Genomic DNA, 18104 nt, shown 5'->3' on the forward strand with positions numbered 1-18104 from the left:
CTTGATGCGCCGAGAACAGATCGAAGAGACTATGCTGAATGCAACGCCACGCGAATGTTCGCTTGGGAGCCTCAACGGGCTGCGGGTGCTTGCCTTGCTGCCGAGCAAACGCGCCGGCTTTCGTTATGCGCTTGCTCCGCTCGAATATGCGAAGGCGCAACTCGGCTGGCAGATCAACATCGCCTCCCATGGCGAGAAGAACGACTATTCCGATCTGGCGGCACCCGCCGGATTGATCTTCCGCCGCCCTGATATCGAGACGCTGCCCGAGGGCGAGTGGGAGAAGGATCCCGACGCGGTCGCCGACCTCGAGCGGCGCCTGTGGCAGGCCGAATTGGCGGCCGGTGTGCCGGTCGGCCAATTGCTGCTGGCGGGAGAATTGTCCGTCGGTCATGGATTTGCCTATCCGGTGCTGCGCCTGCGCGAAAACGATACGGCCCGGCGTGTGCTTCACGACACCGGACTCGCACTGAAGATATTTCAGCGGCTATTTGCGATCGCTGACGACGTTCTCGCGAAGTCACGAGCCGATGTCGTCTATACGCTGGATGCCATCGATCCGTTTCGATCGGCGCTCTGGCTCGCGGCTCAAGGCCGGGGCATTCCCTGCATCGCACTGCGCAAGTCGAAGATGCGGTCCGACCATTTCTATTTTACAACTGATCGTCTGCTTTACAATGTTCTTGGCCTGCAGCGGTCCAAAGAACGGCAGCAGGCCAGGACTCCTATCAGTGAGGCGGCTAAGGCGCATATTCAGCAGTTCCTGGCCGGTCCCCGAATTGTGAAATACCAGGAGCGCAAGAAGGCAAAGCGAAGTTCGATCAACTGGTTCACGTTGCACTACCGGCTTCTGAAGAAGACCGTGAAGGAGCCCGCCAGGAGAATGAGCAAGGGCTTTTCGAATTCGCTCGTGCGGTACAACCGGCCGCTGATCTCAGGTCCGCTGCAGCGCGGATATCTGCGCCGACTTGAGGAGGCGGAACTGGCCGAGATGAAATACATCTATTTCCCCCTGCACAAGGAAGCGGACATTCCATTGATCTTCCAGGCGTCGCCGTGGTTCGATCAGCGGCATACCGCCGGTCTGCTGGCGAGCCATCTGCCCGCAGGCTACAAGCTGATCGTCCGTGAACACCGGTCCAATTTTGGCTATCGCCCGGCGAGCTATTACCGCGATCTTGCAAAGCTTCCGAATATCGTTCTGGTGGATGGTGAGGATTCCCAGTTCAAGTATCTGCGTAACGCGGATCTGATCGTTACTGAAAACGGCTCTTCCGGCTGGGAGGGTCTGCTCTATGGCCGCCGCGTACTGACGCTCGACTGCACCTTCTATGACGGAGTGGGGCTGCCGATACGGGTCGAAACGCCAAGGCAACTCGGGCCCATGATTCTGCAGTCGCTGTCGCGACCAGCAGTAGCGGACCAGGCTGCTCATGAAGCGAGCCTCGGCTATATGATCGACGGCGAATACGACACGACCTTTTCGATGAATTTTGATTCCGCCGAGGACATCGCGCGGCTGTGGAACGCGTTCTCAATTCTGATCGCCGCCGGATCTGCCGATGCGGGACTTGGGATTTGGAAGCATGGCTCCGCGTAGAGTCAATATTTGCCGAATGCACGGCGTATTGGCGGCCAAGCCGTCCATTTGACGCGCGCCTTCGGCAAACTGCATAAAATCCGGAGTTGATGATGTATTCGCAGTTGATTGAGTGGTCGCGCCACAATCGGCTGACACGGCTGTTGAACGGTCAGCGCCCGGCCGATGAACTCGCGTCCGCGCTGCGCGGGCGGACCTCCAATCTTGACGACATCGGCGATTTCATTCTCGCCCATGTCGTGCCGGTTCGGGGGCCGCTGGCGCTGATCTCGCAAGTGCATCGCTCCGGCGGGTCGTTGCTCAGCCAGCTCTTCGATGGTCATCCGGCGCTGGCGGCCTACCCCAACGAGCTGAAGATCGGACATCCAACACCGGAAGACTGGCCTCCGCTTGAGCCCGAACTGGGCGCCGAGAAATGTTTCCTGATGCTCTATGAGCCGCGGGACGTCCGGTTTGTGCGGAAGGGATATGTCAAGGGCGAGCGTAGCGTCGAACGCCTGCCATTCTTCAACGTTCCCGCACTTCACCACCGAATCTTTACAACGAGCTTCGCCGCGAATCCTCCGCGCAGCCAGCGGGAAATCATCGATCTTTATTTCACGGCCTATTTCAACGCATGGCTCAACTATCAGGGTGATTTGTCGCAGAAGAAGTGGATCACTGCCTTTGCACCCCGTTTCGCCCAGCGGGAGCTGAGCGTGTCGGAATTTTTTCGCTGCTACCCGGATGGCCGCCTCATCCAGATCGTCCGAGATCCCAGAACCTGGTACCCGTCGGCGAAACATCACAACAGCAATCTCAAGCGATCAGACCCGGATGACGTTCAGGGCCTGCTCGCGCTCTGGATGTCGTCGGCAAATTCGATTCTCGAAAACAAGTCGCGCTATGGCGACAAGGTGATTGTTCTGAGGTTCGAGCATCTCGTCGGAAATACCGAGGGAGCGCTTCGTTCGCTCGCAACTCAGCTCGATATCCCGTGGGACCCGGCGCTTCTCCAGCCGACCTTCAACGGGCGCAATATGGTGGCGAATTCCAGCTTCGAGGTGAGCGACAAGGGTGTCTCTGGAGCGCCACTGAAGCGGGAGGCGCTTCTCTCCCCCGACGAGCGCGCAGCAATAGAGGCACAATGCATGTCGCTCTACGATCAGGCGGCAGCCCTCGACCGCGCAGCTTGACCTGAGTCCCGGTCTCCGGCGCATGGAACAGAAATGGTAATCGGAAAAATCAGATCATTCTTCCGGATTTCCCGAACGCTCGGGTTTTCGAAGCGGCTGATGGCCTATCTGCTCGGTGTCAATCTCGTCAGCATCGTGCTTGAGGCGTCCGGAATCCTGATGCTGGCGCCGGTTTTCGAAATCCTGCAGATCGGAGGTACGGTCGATTTCGAAAAGCTTACCGGGTCGCACTGGCGCCTGATTCGACAGTTTTCGGAAATGACGGGAATTCCGATCACGCTCGGATTGCTGCTGAGCGTCAGTTTCATCTTCATCTGTCTGCGGCAGCTCTGCAGCTATTGGTCGGTGGTCAGCTACGGCGTGGCGCGACGAAAGCTTGCGAACGAGATCCGTCAGCGCGCATTCATCGGTTTTCTGCGGACCGAAACGTCTCTGCAGGACAAGGCAAAGACCGGCGCAATGTCCAGCAATCTGACGGTCGAACTCAATCGTGCGCTTGCGACCTTGTTCTCGGCTGTGCGTGTTATCGGAATCCTGCTGCAGATGGCGGTGTATGTCGCCGGCCTGTTCCTGCTTTCGGCGCCGATGACGGTGCTGTGCCTCGCACTGATCGGCATGGTTGGCTACTTCATGCGAGGGCTTCTCACATCGGTGAAGACCACGGGAAGGCAGATTTCCAAGACCAACCTCGATCTGACCACCTTCATGATCGAACGATTGCAGCGCACACGCCTGATCCGACTGTCGGGAACCGAGCGCGCCGAAGCCAGGGCATTCGGTGAGATCAGCGAGAGGCATACCAACCAGACCGTCAGTCAGGAGCTGATTTCCGCCAAGGTTACACTGATCCCGGAGCCCATCGCGATCGGCTTTGCGTATATCGTCATTTTCGTGGGCGGGCAGGTACTCGGCCTCGGTCTCGACCGGCTTGGGCTCTTTGTCATCGTGCTGACCCGGCTGATGCCGGTCGTCCGGGGCATCATCACCAATTACAGCACGATTATCGGCAAGTGGCCGTCCGCGGAAGGACTGAGCAAGTACCTGGTTCGGATTGAACAGCGGCGGGAACCGAAGGGTGGCAGCCGCCTGCTCGACGACCTGAACGACCGCATCGAACTGCGCTCCGTTTCCTTCACCTATGCGACAAGCGATACTCCCGCGCTCAACGACATAAGCGTGGTGGTTCCGGCGCACCGAATGACTGCGCTGGTAGGCCCTTCCGGTGCCGGCAAGTCGACATTTATCGATCTGTTGCCGCGTGTTCGCGATCCGTCGTCCGGCGAAATTCTGTTCGACGGCGTGCCGATCGAGGAGTTTTCCGTCCCGAGCGTCCGTAGCGGCATCGCCTTCGTTCCGCAGCAACCTCAAATCTTCAACATCACGGCGGCCGAACATATTCGATACGGCAAGGAAGACGCGACAGACGCCGAGGTGAGGGAGGCGGCGAGGCTCGCCGGAGCGTTGTCCTTCATCGAGAAACTGCCTCAGGGCTTCGACACCTTGCTTGGTGATGGCGGAAAGCGCTTGTCGGGCGGCCAGCGCCAGCGACTGGACATTGCTCGTGCACTGGTCCGCAGGGCGCCGATCCTGATCCTGGACGAGCCAACCAGCGCGCTCGACGCGGAGGCCGAATCCGCGTTCCGGGACGCGCTGCGGCAGCTGCGGCTGGAGACCCGGCTGACGATTATTGTGATCGCCCACAGGCTTTCGACGGTGGCCGATGCCGATCATATCGTTGTGCTCAACCAGGGCAGACTGGCTGCGTCCGGGACTCATGAAGACCTGATAGCCGCCGGCGGTTGGTACGCAGACGCACACAATATCCAGCGTGGCAGCGTCGATCCGATTGCGCCGTCCCCCAGCCTGGCAGCGAGTGGCGGCTGAACCGCCCCTCTCTTGCTCCGCCGCCTTCCAAAACACTCACCACGCAAAGGCTTTCATGTTGCGCGACTTCAAGAACGGCGGTGCCGATCTCGACAATGCGTCGGTGTTGATCACCGGCGGTACGGGATCGTTCGGCCAGCAGATGGTTCGTACACTGCTCGAACGCTACAAGCTGAGAAGGCTCGTCGTCCTGTCACGCGACGAACTGAAGCAGTACGAGATGGCGCAGCGATTCTCGCCTGCTGAATTTCCTGCTTTGCGTTATTTCATTGGCGACGTACGCGACCTCGGACGGCTGGAGATGGCGTTTCGCGACATCGACATCGTGATCCATGCCGCGGCGCTGAAACAGGTGCCGACCGCCGAATACAATCCGTTCGAGTGCATCAATACCAATGTGCACGGCGCTGAAAATGTGGTGCGCGCAGCGTTGCGCGGCGAGGTGAAGAAAGTAATCGCCCTGTCGACCGACAAGGCGGCGAGTCCGATCAACCTGTACGGCGCGAGCAAGCTGGCTTCCGACAAGATTTTCGTCGCGGCCAACAATCTGTCCGGGGCGCGCCGAACGATTTTTTCCGTGGTTCGTTACGGCAACGTCATCGGCTCCCGGGGCAGCGTCGTGCCGTTGTTCGAGAGGTTGATCCGCGAAGGCGTGGCGGACCTTCCGATCACCGATGCTCGCATGACCCGGTTTTCGATCACCCTGCAGCAGGGCGTCAATTTCGTGCTTTCGACGCTCGAGATGGCGGAAGGAGGCGAGATTTTCGTCCCGAAAATTCCGAGTATCCGGATTGTCGATCTTGCCGAAGCGATGGCCCCAAACAAGCCTCGCCGCGTCGTCGGAATTCGTCCGGGCGAAAAGCTGCATGAGTTGATGATCACCGAGGACGACGCACGTTCAACCGTTGAGGCCGACGACCGCTACATTATCGAACCGGCCTTCGCGGCCGGTTGGCGACAGAAAGGCCATGCGGCGAACGGCTTCCATCCGGTTGCGGAAAGTTTCCGCTACGGCAGCGACGACAATCCCGAGTTTCTTTCGATCGAGGCAATTCGCGACGTCCTCGCGGCGGAAGGCAGGCACTGATCATGTCGCTTCCCATGCTGCGCTACGGACGGCAGAGCATCGACCAGGACGACATCGATGCGGTCATTGACGTGTTGAGGAGTGATTTCCTCACCACCGGGCCGGCGGTCGAAGCCTTCGAGCGAATGCTCTGCGATGTAACCGGGGCGCGCGAGTCGGTCGTCTGCAGCAGCGGAACCGCGGCGCTGCACATGATGGCGATGGCACTCGACCTTTCGCCCGAAGACAACGTGGTGGTGCCGTCGATGACATTCATGGGTACCGCGAGCGCGATGCGACTCACGGGTGCCGAAGTCATTTTTTCCGATGTGCACCCAAAGACGGGGTTGATGGAGGCTGAAAATCTCGAGGAAGCATTGCGGCGTGCCGGATCCCGCCGGGTCAAGGTTGCTATACCCGTACAGTTGAATGGATGGGCCTGCGACATGAAGGCTCTGAATGCGGTCGCGGAGAAGCATGGCGTCACGCTTCTGGAAGACGCCGCGCACGCGATCGGCACGACGGTGACAGAGAACGGCAGGAACGTGCCGGTCGGCGCCTGCACGCAGTCGAAAATGGCGATTTTTTCCTTTCATCCGGTCAAGACCATCACCTCCGCCGAGGGCGGAGCGGTGACGACCAACGACTCCGATCTTGCAGCAAGGCTGAGGAGATTGCGGAGCCACGGGATCACCCACAGGCCGGAGGAATTCCTGGAGCGCGTCGCCGCATTCGACGCAAGCGGCCGACCCAATCCCTGGTACCACGAGATGCATGAGCCGGCGCCGAACTACCGGCTGAGTGACGTGCATTGTGCGCTCGGGCTGAGCCAGCTGAAGAAGCTTGATCGCCTGGTCGCGCGTCGCCGCGTGCTCGCCGAGCGTTACGACAGCGCGCTCGAGCAGCTCGCGCCGGTGGTCCGGCCGGTGCCCCATGTGCCGAGTTGCAATCCGGGACTGCACCTCTATGCGGTGCTGATTGACTTCGAAGCGATCGGGATCGATCGCGCCGCTGTGATGCAGCTGCTGCGGGAGCAGGGCGTAGGCACGCAGGTGCACTACATCCCGGTGCATCGCCAGCCCTATTATCGCCGCCGCTACGGTGATCTGAATCTGCCCGGAGCCGACGCGTATTACGCGCGGGAGCTGTCGTTGCCGCTGTTCCCCGACATGTCCGACAGTGATGTCAACCGGGTCGTTGATGCTCTGGCGAAGGTCGTGGGGCGCGTTTCCTGATGCATGCTGTGTTCCGCGCGGATGCGAGCCCGGCGATCGGCGGCGGGCACATTCAGCGCTGCCTGACGCTCGCCGATGCCTTTACGAATGAAGGTTGGAGCTGCAGTTTCGCGTTTCGTGATGGCACGCTGGAGGCCGTGCCGGCGCTGAAGGCGGGTTCGCACGGATTGTTGCCGCTGTCCGGGCCCATCGACGATGAGCCATCCGAAATTCAACACGGTCTGGGCACGAATTGCGATCTCCTGATCGTGGACCATTACGAGCGCAGCGCGAGTTTCGAGACACGCTGCCGGGATTTCGCAGACTGGATTCTCGTCCTCGACGATCAGCCGCGCCGGCGGCATGACGCGGATATCCTGTTGGATGCAACGCCGCGGCCGAACGACACCGCCTATCGCGCCGCCGTGCCGTCTGCCTGCCGGCTGCTGATTGGGCCGCGTTACGCGCTGTTGCGGCCGCAATTCGCGAAGGCGCGTGCGGCCGCACTCGCGCGACGTGAGAAGCCGGTTGCGCCGCGACGGCTTCTTGTCAGCATGGGGATGACGGACCCGCAAAACGTTACAGCCCGTGTGTTGCGCAGCGTTGCGGCGAGCCGACTTCCACTCGCGGTCGATGTCGTGCTCGGTGGCGTTGCCCCGCATCTTGCCGCCGTGCGTGCGTTGATCGCGGAACTGCGGGTCCCTGCCACGCTTCATGTCGATACCGCCGATATGGCTTCGTTGGTGAGCGCGAGCGACATTGCGATCGGCGCTGCGGGACAGACCAGTTTCGAGCGCTGCTGCGTGGGTTTGCCCAGTCTGATCGCAGTCACCGCCGGCAATCAGGCAGATTTCGCGAATGCGCTGGTCGCAGCCGGAGCTGTCGATCGGCTCAGCTCACTGGATGTGCGGGATATTGCGCTCGCGTTGACCGCGCTCTTTGATGATAGTGAGCGTCGTCGGACGATGAGCATACGGGCAGCAGCATTGTGCGACGGAGAAGGTGCGTTCCGTGCGGTCAAGGCCGTCGCAGCGATCGCGAAACCGAGGCAGAGAGCGGTGAATCAGTAATGGCGAATGGTTCAACTCCCGCGCCGGCCGATCCGGCGGAGCAGATGACGGCCGTCAAGGGATTCTGGAACGAGCAGGCCCGCAAACACGGCACCGGACTGGCTGCCACGACGCCGGATCCGATTGCAAAGGATCTCGAAATTGGTGCGCTGAAACGGCATCTCGACCCGGCGCCCGACACGCTGGAAATTGGCTGCGGCAACGGAACCGATATTCTTCGCCTGCTCGATCATCTGCGGGGGCGCGTCGTCGGCATCGACTATGCCGAGGACATGATCGAGGCGGCGAGGAAGACCGTTTCCGAGCTTGACGAAGCCGACCGCAGGAGAGTCACCGTCGATGTCGGCGACATCATGAAGGACATGGCACCGCTCGGGCATTTCTCGCAGATATTTACCGTGCGCTGCCTTATCAATCTGCCGACGCTGGAACATCAACTCCAGGCGGTCCGCAACATTGATGCCATCCTTGATCCCGGTGGGCGTCTCGTGCTGGTGGAATCCACCAGGCAGGGTCAGGACCGGTTGAACGCGATGCGCGGGGCGGTCGGCCTCACGCCGATTCCATATCATTGGCACAATCATTATCTGGACCAGGAAGCGTTCCTTGCCGGACTGCCGAAGCACCTCAGGCTGGTCGAGATCGACAGCTTCGCGAGCCTGTATTTTGTGGTCTCGCGCGTCTTCAATGCAAAGATGACGCCCCCCGGGCAGGCGCCCGACTATCTTGCCGAGATCAACAAGATTGCGGGACAATTGCCTTCGATGGGCGACAACGCACCACTCAAACTGTTCGTCATTAAGAAAGAGCGCCGGCCGTGACCGCTTCCATCACCATTGCCGGCCGCCCTGTCGGATCGGATCATCCGCCCTACATGATCGCCGAAATGTCAGGCAATCATAACGGCGAGCTGTCGCGCGCGCTCGAGATCGTCGTTGCCGCGAAAGATGCGGGCGCCGATGCGGTTAAACTGCAGACCTACACGGCGGATACCATCACCATCGACCACAACGGTCCCGGCTTTACTGTCGAAGGCACCCTTTGGGAAGGCCGCACGCTGTATGACCTTTATGACGAAGCCCACACGCCGTGGGACTGGCACAGGCCCATCTTCGACAAGGCACGCGAACTCGGCATGCCGGTGTTTTCCAGCCCGTTCGATTTCACCGCCATCGACTTTCTGGAAGACTTGGGCTGCCCGGCCTACAAGATCGCCTCTTTCGAGGCCGTTGATTTGCCTCTGATCGAACGCGCGGCCGCGACCGGCAAGCCGGTGATCATCTCGACCGGCCTTGCAAGCCGCGACGAGATTGCCGACGCAATCGCGGCTGCGAAAAAGGCGGCCGGACAGGATCCGGCCATTCTGCATTGCATTTCAACCTATCCGACGGAGCCTGGAAACTGCAATTTGCGTGTCATTCCGGCCATGATCGACAGCTTCGGCATTGTGGTCGGATTCTCCGATCACACGCTTGGCACGGCGGCCGCGGTTTCGGCGGTCGCGCTCGGCGCCTCGATCATCGAAAAGCATATTACCCTTGATCGCTCCGACGGCGGGCCGGATGCCGCCTTCTCGCTTGAGCCCGGCGAATTCGCGCGCATGGTGGAAGACTGTAACGTGGCGTTCGCCGCGCGCGGACACGGCCGCTTCGAACGGCCAAAGGCCGAAGACGGCCTCGCGGTGTTTCGCCGCTCTCTGTATGTCGTGGAGGACGTAGCGTCGGGCGGAATACTTACACCGCGCAATGTTCGATCGATTCGGCCAGGTTACGGGCTGGCGCCAAGGCATCTCAACGAGGTCTTGGGAAAAGCCGCGGCCAGCGATCTGAAGCGTGGAACTCCGCTTTCGTGGGAACTGATCGCCAAATAGGCGAACCGCGCCCCGTCGCCCATGAACTCACCCACGCATAGCCCACTGGCCTTCATTTGCGGCCACCGCAAGTCAGGCACGACGCTGTTGGCCAATCTGCTGGATGGCCATCCGCAGCTCGCGGTTTATCCCGTCGACCTGGTGCTGCTCTATGCGTATTTCCCGGACTTTATTCGCCAGCACGACGGTCCTGCCGAGCGCCGCACACGTCTGGAGCGCATCCTGTTTTCCGATCTGCGACAACGTCTGGATTCCGCGCTTCTGAACGTGGACGCGGTCGCTGGCATGTTCTTCGACGGCCTGGCCGACGACGATCTCGCGAGACTCGATATCCTGATCGGCCGGCTGATGGCGGCGTTTCAGTCCGTTACCGGACGCGGCATCGAGTCGACCCGCTTCGGAATATTCAAGGAAACAAGCATCGAGATTTATGCCGCCGAGATGCTGACCTGGTTTCCAGATGCGCGCTTCATTCATGTCGTGCGCGATCCACGTGACAATTTCGCCGCGCTCGCCGCCGGCGTCGATGGCTACTACGGCCGCATGGGTGAGGATCACAACCGCACGCTTGCAAGCCTGCTGAATCGCGTAGGCACTGGCCTTCGCATGGCACGAACGAACCGTGCTCAGTTTGGCGATCAGCGCTACCTGACGCTTCGCTTCGAGGACATTGCGACCGATCCGGAAACATCGATGCGGAGGGTCGCCGATTTTATCGGAGTCGCGTTCACGCCATCGCTGCTCAAGCCGTCCTTGCTAGGCCAGCCGACGGGAGGGAACGCATTCGACGGGGTTGCGACTTTCGGCGTGAGCTCCCGAAATGTCGAGCGTTGGCGTGATCGCATTGCATCCGCGGACGCGCAGGTGATCGAATTTCACCTTGGTGAGTACATGGAGGAATTCGGCTATCGGCCAGCATTTGACGATCGCGAACAGGCGCGGGCTGCCGCGGAATTCTACAAGTGGCAGAATTATGCCTATTTCTACAGCGACCGCTTTGCCCACGGTGTTTCGCGATGAGCGCGATGCCGCAGATTGCGGCGTCTGGATTGGACAGCGTCGATCAGATCGAAGTGCTGTTCGACCGATTGTGGCCGCTGATGCGATCCCTTACAGGGCCGGGCGTCCGCGCAACGCATGACATTCTTTCCGAGTATCTGCCGCTGCAACGGATCGAGGTGCCCTCCGGAACCCGAGTCTTCGACTGGACGGTTCCGAAGGAATGGCTGGTGCGGCAGTCCTACGTGATTGCGCCGGATGGCCGGCGCATTCTGGATGTGGCCGAGAACAACCTTCGGCTGGTGAATTATTCGGTGCCGTTCCGCGGGGCGCTATCGCGCGCGGCACTCGAGGCGCACCTGCATAGCCGGCCCGATATGCCGGATGCGGTTCCCTATGTGACGAGCTATTACGAGCCACGTTGGGGCTTTTGCCTGAGCGACAACGAGCGCGCGGCTTTGCCCGAGGGCGATTACGAGGTCGTGGTCGATACCGAACTGAAGGACGGCGCGCTGACCATATCGGAAGCGGTATTGCCCGGCTCCGAAAACGCGGAGGTCCTGATTTCGACCTATACCTGCCATCCGTCGCTTGCCAACAACGAGCTTTCGGGGCCGCTGGTCGCTGCTTTCCTGTACCGAAGGCTAGCTGCCTGGCCACAGCGGCGGCTTACCTATCGCTTCGTGTTTGCACCGGAAACCATCGGCGCCATCGCCTATCTGGCGCTGCGCGGCGACCACCTGCGCGAATATCTCGTTGCCGGCTATGTCGCCACCTGCTGCGGGCTCGATACCCATTTTACCTACAAGCGTTCGCGCCGCGGCGACACGCTGGCTGACCGGGCTGCGGTGCATGCACTGAAATCCATGGGCTTCGAGTACCGCGTACGGGACTTCGCCCCCACCGGCAGCGACGAACGGCAATATTGCTCGCCAGGGTTCAATCTTCCGGTCGGATCGCTGATCCGCGGCGTCTACGGTGAGTATCCTGAGTACCACACCTCGCTCGACAACAAGGCACTGATCGATTTCGCAGCCTTGCGCGGCACGATCGACGCCTATGAGACGATCTGCCGGGCGCTGGAGCGCAACGAGAGGTTTGAAAATCTTCTGCCCCATGGCGAGCCGCAACTCGGCCGTCGCGGTCTCTATCCGACAATCGGTGCGGCCGATCAGGCCGATCGCGTGCAGGCGATGATGTGGGTCCTCAACCTATCTGACGGGTCCCACGATCTGTTGTCGATCGCAGAGCGCAGCGGCATCGCCATCGATCAGCTCTGGCCGGCCGCCTTGGCCGCTGAGAAGGCTGGCATTTTGCGCCGCGCCGTTTCAAAAGAGACCGCTCGTGGCTGAGGACACTCGGCCCGCCGTTGCAATCGTGCAGACGCGCATGACATCGTCGCGTCTGCCCGGCAAGGTGATGAAGCCGCTCGCCGGCGCGCCGCTGATCCGGCGCATGATCGAGCGCGTGCTTCGGATCGGTGGATTGGATCGTGTCGTTGTTGCGCTTGCGGAAGGCATGGCGAACGATCCGGTGATTGCCGCCCTTGACGGGATGGACGTGACGATCGTGCGCGGCAGCGAGGCCGACGTGCTGTCGCGTTACGCGGATGCCGCGCGTGCGACTGGTGCGACGACTGTCATGCGCGTCACCTCGGACTGCCCGCTGCTCGATCCCGAGGTCAGCGCGATGGTGCTGACGGCCTACACGGACGCGCGCCAGAGCGGCATCCGCTATGCGCGGACCTCGCCGGAGTTCGGCTATCCGCATGGTTTCGACACCGAGGTGTTCGATGCGGACGCGCTTTACGAGGCTGAGGCGAATGCGACGGAGCGGTTCGACCGCGAGCACGTCACGCCCTATATCCGAACACGCCCCGATCGATTTCCCGCCGTGACGATCGATACGAAACCGGATCGCCGCAACTGGAGGCTGACCGTCGACACCGAGCAGGACTATCAGCTCGCCTCCGCCATCTACGACGCGCTGTATCCGCGCAATCCGGACTTCACCTACGCCGACATCGTTTCGCTGTTCGAGAGTCGTCCCGAGTTGCGCGCCGCGGCAGAAGGCGCCTCTGCGATCGCCCGTGCTGCAGCGCGCTGACGTCAGCATGCCGGTGCTTCCGGCCGATATCGACACCGCGCTGGCGCAGCCCGGCTGGCGGCGCAATCTGCGTTGGCCGGTTTCGCTCGCGCAAACCAATGCGATCTGCGAGCAGCAGGTCCGTGACGCGCTCGGATTCGCAGGGGCGCTCGACGATCCGCTGATGCGCGACGCGGTCTTGCTGGCGCTGCCGAATGCACTGGCCTATGGCCGCGCGATCGTGCTCGCAGCTCTGGCTGTCGGCCGCGCGGAGCAGGATGGCTTCGGTATCGCCGGGGCCGCTGCCGAACTACAGTATCTGCAGACCGGGGAAGGGCCGCTGCCGGCGCGCGCCGAATCGACGCTGCCGTCGGCCAGCTTCGGTTTGACATTTGCGCGCCGTCTCGCGCGGATGCGGAGCTGGACGCCGCTGTCGCGCATGCCGCGCGCGATGCTGGCGCCCGGAGCGGTCGCGATCAGTCACAATCCGCTGCTGCGTGACGTGGCTGGACGTGAGAGGCGGGGCGTCGGCTTCCACCATGCCGAAACGATTCTCGGGACGGCGCGCCTCAACTCCACGGAGAGTCACGACGTCGCGGATATGTCCCGCGCGCTGGCCGTCCTGATCGTGGACGCCGCATCGCTCGATGCGCCGTATCGTGAACGCGCAATGCGATTGGTCGGGGCGGTTGTGCTGGCGCATCTCGGCAAGGCTGCGCGGGATATGGCGGCGTTGCGGCTGGCCTCCTTGCCGAAAGATATATGGACCGGTTCAGGGGGGCTGCATGCGCCGCGGGCCATTGGCCTCGAGGTGCTGCGGCGAGGCGGGCATGTGCGGCGTTTCGACCACGGCACGCCGCGCGAATTCGTTGCAACCGCCGGGATGACCGAGCTGCTGGAATTGTCGGTGTCGTCGGAATTCACATTGCCGACAGAGGACGCGGCGGCGATCTGCCGCCGGGAAATGATGAAGCGTGCAAGCGCCGTGCAGATCACCGGCGGCACGGGTGATCCGGTTTTCCGGCGCGTGCCGCCGAGGCGACCAAGCAAGCCGCGTGCCGGGAAGCCGCGCGTGGTTTACGCGCCGACCCAGCTTCTGGGCTTTCGTCAACTGGTGCCGGCCTTGCCGCCCGACCCCGTGCATCTCGACTGGCAGATGCGGGTCGCCGAATTTCTCAACACGTTGCCGGTCGATTTCGTGTGCCAGGCGCATCCGGAAGGCCTGTTCGGCGGCCGTCCGCATCCGCTCGAGGCGCTGGTGCCGGTGCGCCGCGGCAATTTTCAGGTACAGCTTGCGGAAGCCGACGTGTTCGTCTTCGACTATCCGACCACGACCGCGTTATGGGAAGCGTGCTGCACCGATGCACAAATCGTCTATCTTGACATGGGTGCAGGTCGCATGACGCCGCAGATCGCGCGCCTTTTTGCGCAACGCGCCACCATTCTGCCGGTGTCGCATGACGATGATCATCGAATGCAGCTCGATGAGCACGCTCTGCGCGATGCCATTCTCGCAAAGGCCTGCCCTGCCGATCCGTCGGCATTTCGATGCCTGCTCGCGGGGACTGCCTGATGTGCGGTTTCGCAGCCTTCTTCCAGCCGGGACGCAGTTTCCCCGAGGCACTCCTGGCGGGCGCGGATCGCGACCTGTTCCATCGTGGGCCGGATTCCGCGGGACGCGCGGCGGAGCCAGGCTGGTCACTGGTATTCCGCAGGCTCGCGATCATGGATCCCGGCAGCGCCGCCGATCAACCCATGACCGACGAAACCGGGCGCTGCACCCTGGTTTTCAACGGCGAGATCTATAATTTCCGCAAGCTGCGCGCGGAACTGGAAGCTGTGGGAGCACGCTTCCGAACCAGCGGAGATACCGAGACAATTCTGCAAGGGTATCTGCACTGGGGCGAGGGGGTGCTGGACCGGCTTGAGGGCATGTATGCTTTCGTACTGGTCGACCGCAAACTCAATGTGGCACTCGCCGCGCGCGATCCCTTCGGCATCAAGCCGCTCTATGTCTGCCAGCGCGGCAACCAAATCGGGATTGCGAGCGAAATGCGGCCGCTGTTCCGGGTGATCGATCCGCAGCCGGATGAAGCCGCGCTTGCGGAACTGGTCACGTTCACATGGGCGGCGGGCAGCCTCAGCAACGTTCGCGACATCGAGCGCGTGCCGGGTGGCACGCTGCTGACGGTGTCATTGCAGGACGGATCAATCGCCCGCCACCGCTTCTGCGATGTGCTCGAAACGCTGAAGGTCGAGGACGCAATCACGTCCGACGAAGCGACGCGGGTCGCAGAGGAGGCGATCGAGACCTCGGTGCGTCAGCATCTGATGAGCGATGTCGGCTATACGCTCCAGCTCTCGGGCGGGATCGACTCCAGTCTGGTTGCCGCGATGGCCAGTGAAGCGGCCGGCCGGCGTGTCGCGTCTTACGCGGTCAGCCTCGGGGACCATCCCTACGACGAGGGCGAATTCCGGCAGCTTGTCGTCGAGCGGTATGGCCTCGACCACCACGAGATCCGGATCGGCGGCATGGAATTCGCGGACGCTCTGCCGCGCGCGGTGCGGCACATGGAGGGGCCGGTGCCGCATGGCGGCTGCGTTACGCTGATGCTTCTCTGCGACCGCATGCGCGAAGGCTCCAGGGTGGCACTGACCGGCGAAGGTGCCGACGAAATGTTCGGCGGATATCTGCGCTATGGCGTCTGGCGCAATCTGGCGCGTCAGGACTTGCTTGCGCGTTTCCTGCCGTCGCGAATGCTCCCCCCGGTCTGGCCATTTCTCGGCGTGAAACGGCTCGATGGCCGTGACTCGGCCGTCTATTCGGCGGTCTATCACAACTTCCATGCGATGCAGGCGCTGTTTCCGGGCCTCGTGCCGACGCCTGGCCTGCGCGAGGCGACCAGCGCACGCTTCCGGGATTTCCGCGACCGGCTGTTCGCGATTGACCAGGTGTCCTATCTGGAGTCGCTCCTCGTGCGTCAGGACAAGATGTCGATGGCGGCTTCGGTGGAAGCGCGCGTCCCCTACGTGCACCTGCCACTTGCCAGGGTCGCGAACCGGCTACCACGCGACATCCGCGCGCCCGGCGGCGTGACCAAGCCATTGCTCAAGCGTATTGCGGAAAAATTCCTCGACAAGCGCGTGATCTACCGCCGCAAGATCGGGCTGTGGCTGCCGTACGACGACTGGTTATCCGATCCGAAAGGGCTCGGACGCTATCTCGACCTCCTGACCGATATGGACGGGCGGCTGCGGGCCTATGCCGAGCCGGCGGCGCTCTCAAATGTGGTCGCGCGCTTTCGCGCTGGCGAGCGGCGTGGCATCCCCTCGATGTGGATGCTGGTGAATATCGAAATGTGGCTGCGCAGCCTCTCCAAGCCGGGCTCGGCGGCAACCACAGTCCACGAACCGGCTACAAACGCTGTGGCACCCGCATGATGGCGGCTGCTGATGCGATGTTTGAGCGGGGCAACGCATTGGCCGACGCCCGCTGCGCCGTGAACATCCGCGAGGAATACGGATGGAGCTGCGCGTCACAGGGCGCCGTGACCGTGTGGTTCAAGGGCCGGATCGACGGCATTGACGCCGCGTCGCTTGCGCAACGTTTCGCGCAGGAGCGTCCGTCGGCAACGGCTGTGGGCGATCTGCTTGCGTCGGTTATCGGACATTTCGCAATCTGCGCGACCGGCCCCGGCTGGGCGTTCGCAGCAGTTGATTGGGTGCGCAGCATTCCGCTTGCAGCGGCCAAGATCGATCGATGCTGGGTGATCGACGATCGGCCGGACCGGCTGCGGCAGCGTGCAGGGCTGGGCGCTGCGAACCTCGCTCCGGATGCCGCGCTTGCGATCGGAATGGCCGGTTATACCATCGATGACGCGGCACTCTATCGCGGCATGCAGCTGCTGGTTCCGGGAGAGCTCGCGTTTTTCGAGGATGGCACGATCAGGCGTCATCGATATTACATCTACCGGCCGTGGCAGGTTCGTCCGGCATCGAGCGAGAGCCTCGAATCCGAACTGAAGGACCTGACCCTGCATCTGATCGAGCGCATGCTCGGCAATCTGGAGGGCCGTACCCTCGTGATCCCGCTCAGCGCCGGCCGCGACTCGCGTCTCATCGCAAGCGCGGCGAAGCATCTCGGATACAAGAATGTCCGCTGCTTTACCTACGGCCGCGCCGGCAATTTCGAGGCAAGAGCGAGCCGGACAATTGCGGAGAGGCTTGGATATCGGTGGACCTTCGTGCCGGCGACCATCGGCAAGCAGCGGGAGTTCTTTGCGAGCACCGACTATGAGCGCTATGTCGATTTTGCCGACGACGGTTGCTCGCTACCATTTGTCCAGGACATGGCGCCGCTGATGGAATTGAAGGCGAGTGGCTATGTTCCGGACGATGCGGTGATCGTCAACGGCAATTCCGGTGACTTCATCACCGGCAATCACGTTCCGGAATCGATGTGGCTGCCCGGCGCGGCGCTTTCAGATGACGAGCGCTGGCAGCGCATCATCGACGCGCTGCTGAAGAAGCATTTCTCGCTGTGGCGCTCGCTTGCGACGCCGGACAACAACGCGCGTATTTCGGCGCTTCTTCGCAGTTCGATCGCGCGCGCGGGCGGCGCACTTGGCGACCCGCGTTCCGATCACGGGCTCTATGAATACGCCGAATTCCAGGATCGGCAATGCCGCTACGTCATCACTGGCCAGCGCATCTACGAGTTTCTCGGCCATGACTGGCGACTGCCGCTGTGGGACAACGATTATCTGCGATTTTGGGAGGGCGTTCCGCTTGCGGAAAAGATCGGCCAGGGCCTTTATGCGCGCATGCTGGCCAAAGCCAATTGGGGCGGTGTCTGGCAGGACGTGCCGGTGAACCGCAAGACCGTGCGTCCGCTCTCGATCATTCCCCTTCGGCTCGCCGCCAAGGCGCTGCACGCGCCGTTCGGACGAGACCGCTGGCACCGATTCGAGCGACGCTATTTCCAGTACTGGCTGGACGCGACGTGCAACTCGGCCTGTGTGCCCTATCAGCGCGTGCTGCGTGATACGCGGGGCGCGCGTCACCACATTGCCTGGCTTGCGGAGCTCTATCTCGCTCGCCACGGCGTCGCGCTCGATCACCTTTCGGCACAGGTCTGACGG

Annotated in this window: 14 protein-coding genes; all 14 read left to right on the forward strand. The window is 62.1% G+C overall.

All coding sequences use genetic code 11. The features are described from left to right. Nucleotides 1–31 precede the first annotated feature (31 nt). The 14 genes from AB7F49_RS02505 (at nt 32) to AB7F49_RS02570 (ending at nt 18101) form a co-directional block, all read left to right on the forward strand. On the forward strand, nt 32–1600 hold the full coding sequence (locus AB7F49_RS02505; RefSeq protein WP_428519977.1) for a hypothetical protein: 1569 nt from the start codon (nt 32–34) through the stop codon (nt 1598–1600). Between the two features lie 92 nt (nt 1601–1692). After that, complete coding sequence (locus tag AB7F49_RS02510) at nt 1693–2775, forward strand: sulfotransferase (protein WP_428519979.1); 1083 nt, start codon at nt 1693–1695, stop codon at nt 2773–2775. A gap of 33 nt (nt 2776–2808) precedes the next feature. After that, entirely contained in the window at nt 2809–4659 is a 1851-nt protein-coding gene (locus AB7F49_RS02515) for an ABC transporter ATP-binding protein (protein WP_428519981.1), read from the forward strand. 55 nt (nt 4660–4714) lie between these two features. After that, entirely contained in the window at nt 4715–5746 is a 1032-nt protein-coding gene (gene pseB, locus AB7F49_RS02520; protein WP_428519983.1) for a UDP-N-acetylglucosamine 4,6-dehydratase (inverting), read from the forward strand. A 2-nt stretch (nt 5747–5748) separates the two neighbouring features. Next, nucleotides 5749–6960 (forward strand): UDP-4-amino-4,6-dideoxy-N-acetyl-beta-L-altrosamine transaminase, encoded by a 1212-nt coding sequence (pseC, locus tag AB7F49_RS02525; protein WP_428519985.1) that lies wholly within the window; start codon nt 5749–5751, stop codon nt 6958–6960. Then, on the forward strand, nt 6960–8009 hold the full coding sequence (gene pseG, locus AB7F49_RS02530; protein ID WP_428519987.1) for a UDP-2,4-diacetamido-2,4,6-trideoxy-beta-L-altropyranose hydrolase: 1050 nt from the start codon (nt 6960–6962) through the stop codon (nt 8007–8009). The genes pseC and pseG overlap by 1 nt, the downstream gene beginning before the upstream one ends. Before the next feature lie 44 nt (nt 8010–8053). After that, complete coding sequence (locus tag AB7F49_RS02535; RefSeq protein ID WP_428519989.1) at nt 8054–8830, forward strand: class I SAM-dependent methyltransferase; 777 nt, start codon at nt 8054–8056, stop codon at nt 8828–8830. Beyond that, nucleotides 8827–9879, forward strand: a complete 1053-nt coding sequence (gene pseI, locus AB7F49_RS02540) for a pseudaminic acid synthase (protein WP_428519991.1) — start codon at nt 8827–8829, stop codon at nt 9877–9879. Before AB7F49_RS02535 ends, pseI begins: the two co-directional genes overlap by 4 nt. Nucleotides 9880–9900: 21 nt before the next feature. Then, a complete protein-coding gene (locus AB7F49_RS02545; RefSeq protein WP_428519993.1) occupies nt 9901–10899 on the forward strand; it encodes a sulfotransferase family protein in 999 nt (332 codons plus the stop codon). After that, on the forward strand, nt 10896–12230 hold the full coding sequence (locus AB7F49_RS02550) for a DUF4910 domain-containing protein (protein WP_428519995.1): 1335 nt from the start codon (nt 10896–10898) through the stop codon (nt 12228–12230). The genes AB7F49_RS02545 and AB7F49_RS02550 overlap by 4 nt, the downstream gene beginning before the upstream one ends. After that, nucleotides 12223–12984: a cytidylyltransferase domain-containing protein gene (locus tag AB7F49_RS02555; RefSeq protein WP_428519997.1), complete on the forward strand. Its 762-nt coding sequence runs from the start codon at nt 12223–12225 to the stop codon at nt 12982–12984. The genes AB7F49_RS02550 and AB7F49_RS02555 overlap by 8 nt, the downstream gene beginning before the upstream one ends. Before the next feature lie 7 nt (nt 12985–12991). Next, nucleotides 12992–14536, forward strand: coding sequence for a hypothetical protein (locus AB7F49_RS02560; protein WP_428519999.1), 1545 nt, complete (start codon nt 12992–12994; stop codon nt 14534–14536). After that, nucleotides 14536–16404 (forward strand): asparagine synthase (glutamine-hydrolyzing), encoded by a 1869-nt coding sequence (asnB, locus tag AB7F49_RS02565; RefSeq protein WP_428520001.1) that lies wholly within the window; start codon nt 14536–14538, stop codon nt 16402–16404. The genes AB7F49_RS02560 and asnB overlap by 1 nt, the downstream gene beginning before the upstream one ends. Then, nucleotides 16401–18101 carry an asparagine synthase-related protein gene (locus AB7F49_RS02570; RefSeq protein WP_428520003.1) on the forward strand — a complete coding sequence of 567 codons (1701 nt, stop codon included), beginning with the start codon at nt 16401–16403 and terminating at the stop codon, nt 18099–18101. Before asnB ends, AB7F49_RS02570 begins: the two co-directional genes overlap by 4 nt. The last annotated feature ends 3 nt before the right edge of the window (nt 18102–18104 follow it).

Source organism: Pseudorhodoplanes sp. (assembly GCF_050250235.1).
Classification (GTDB): Bacteria; Pseudomonadota; Alphaproteobacteria; order Rhizobiales; family Xanthobacteraceae; genus Pseudorhodoplanes.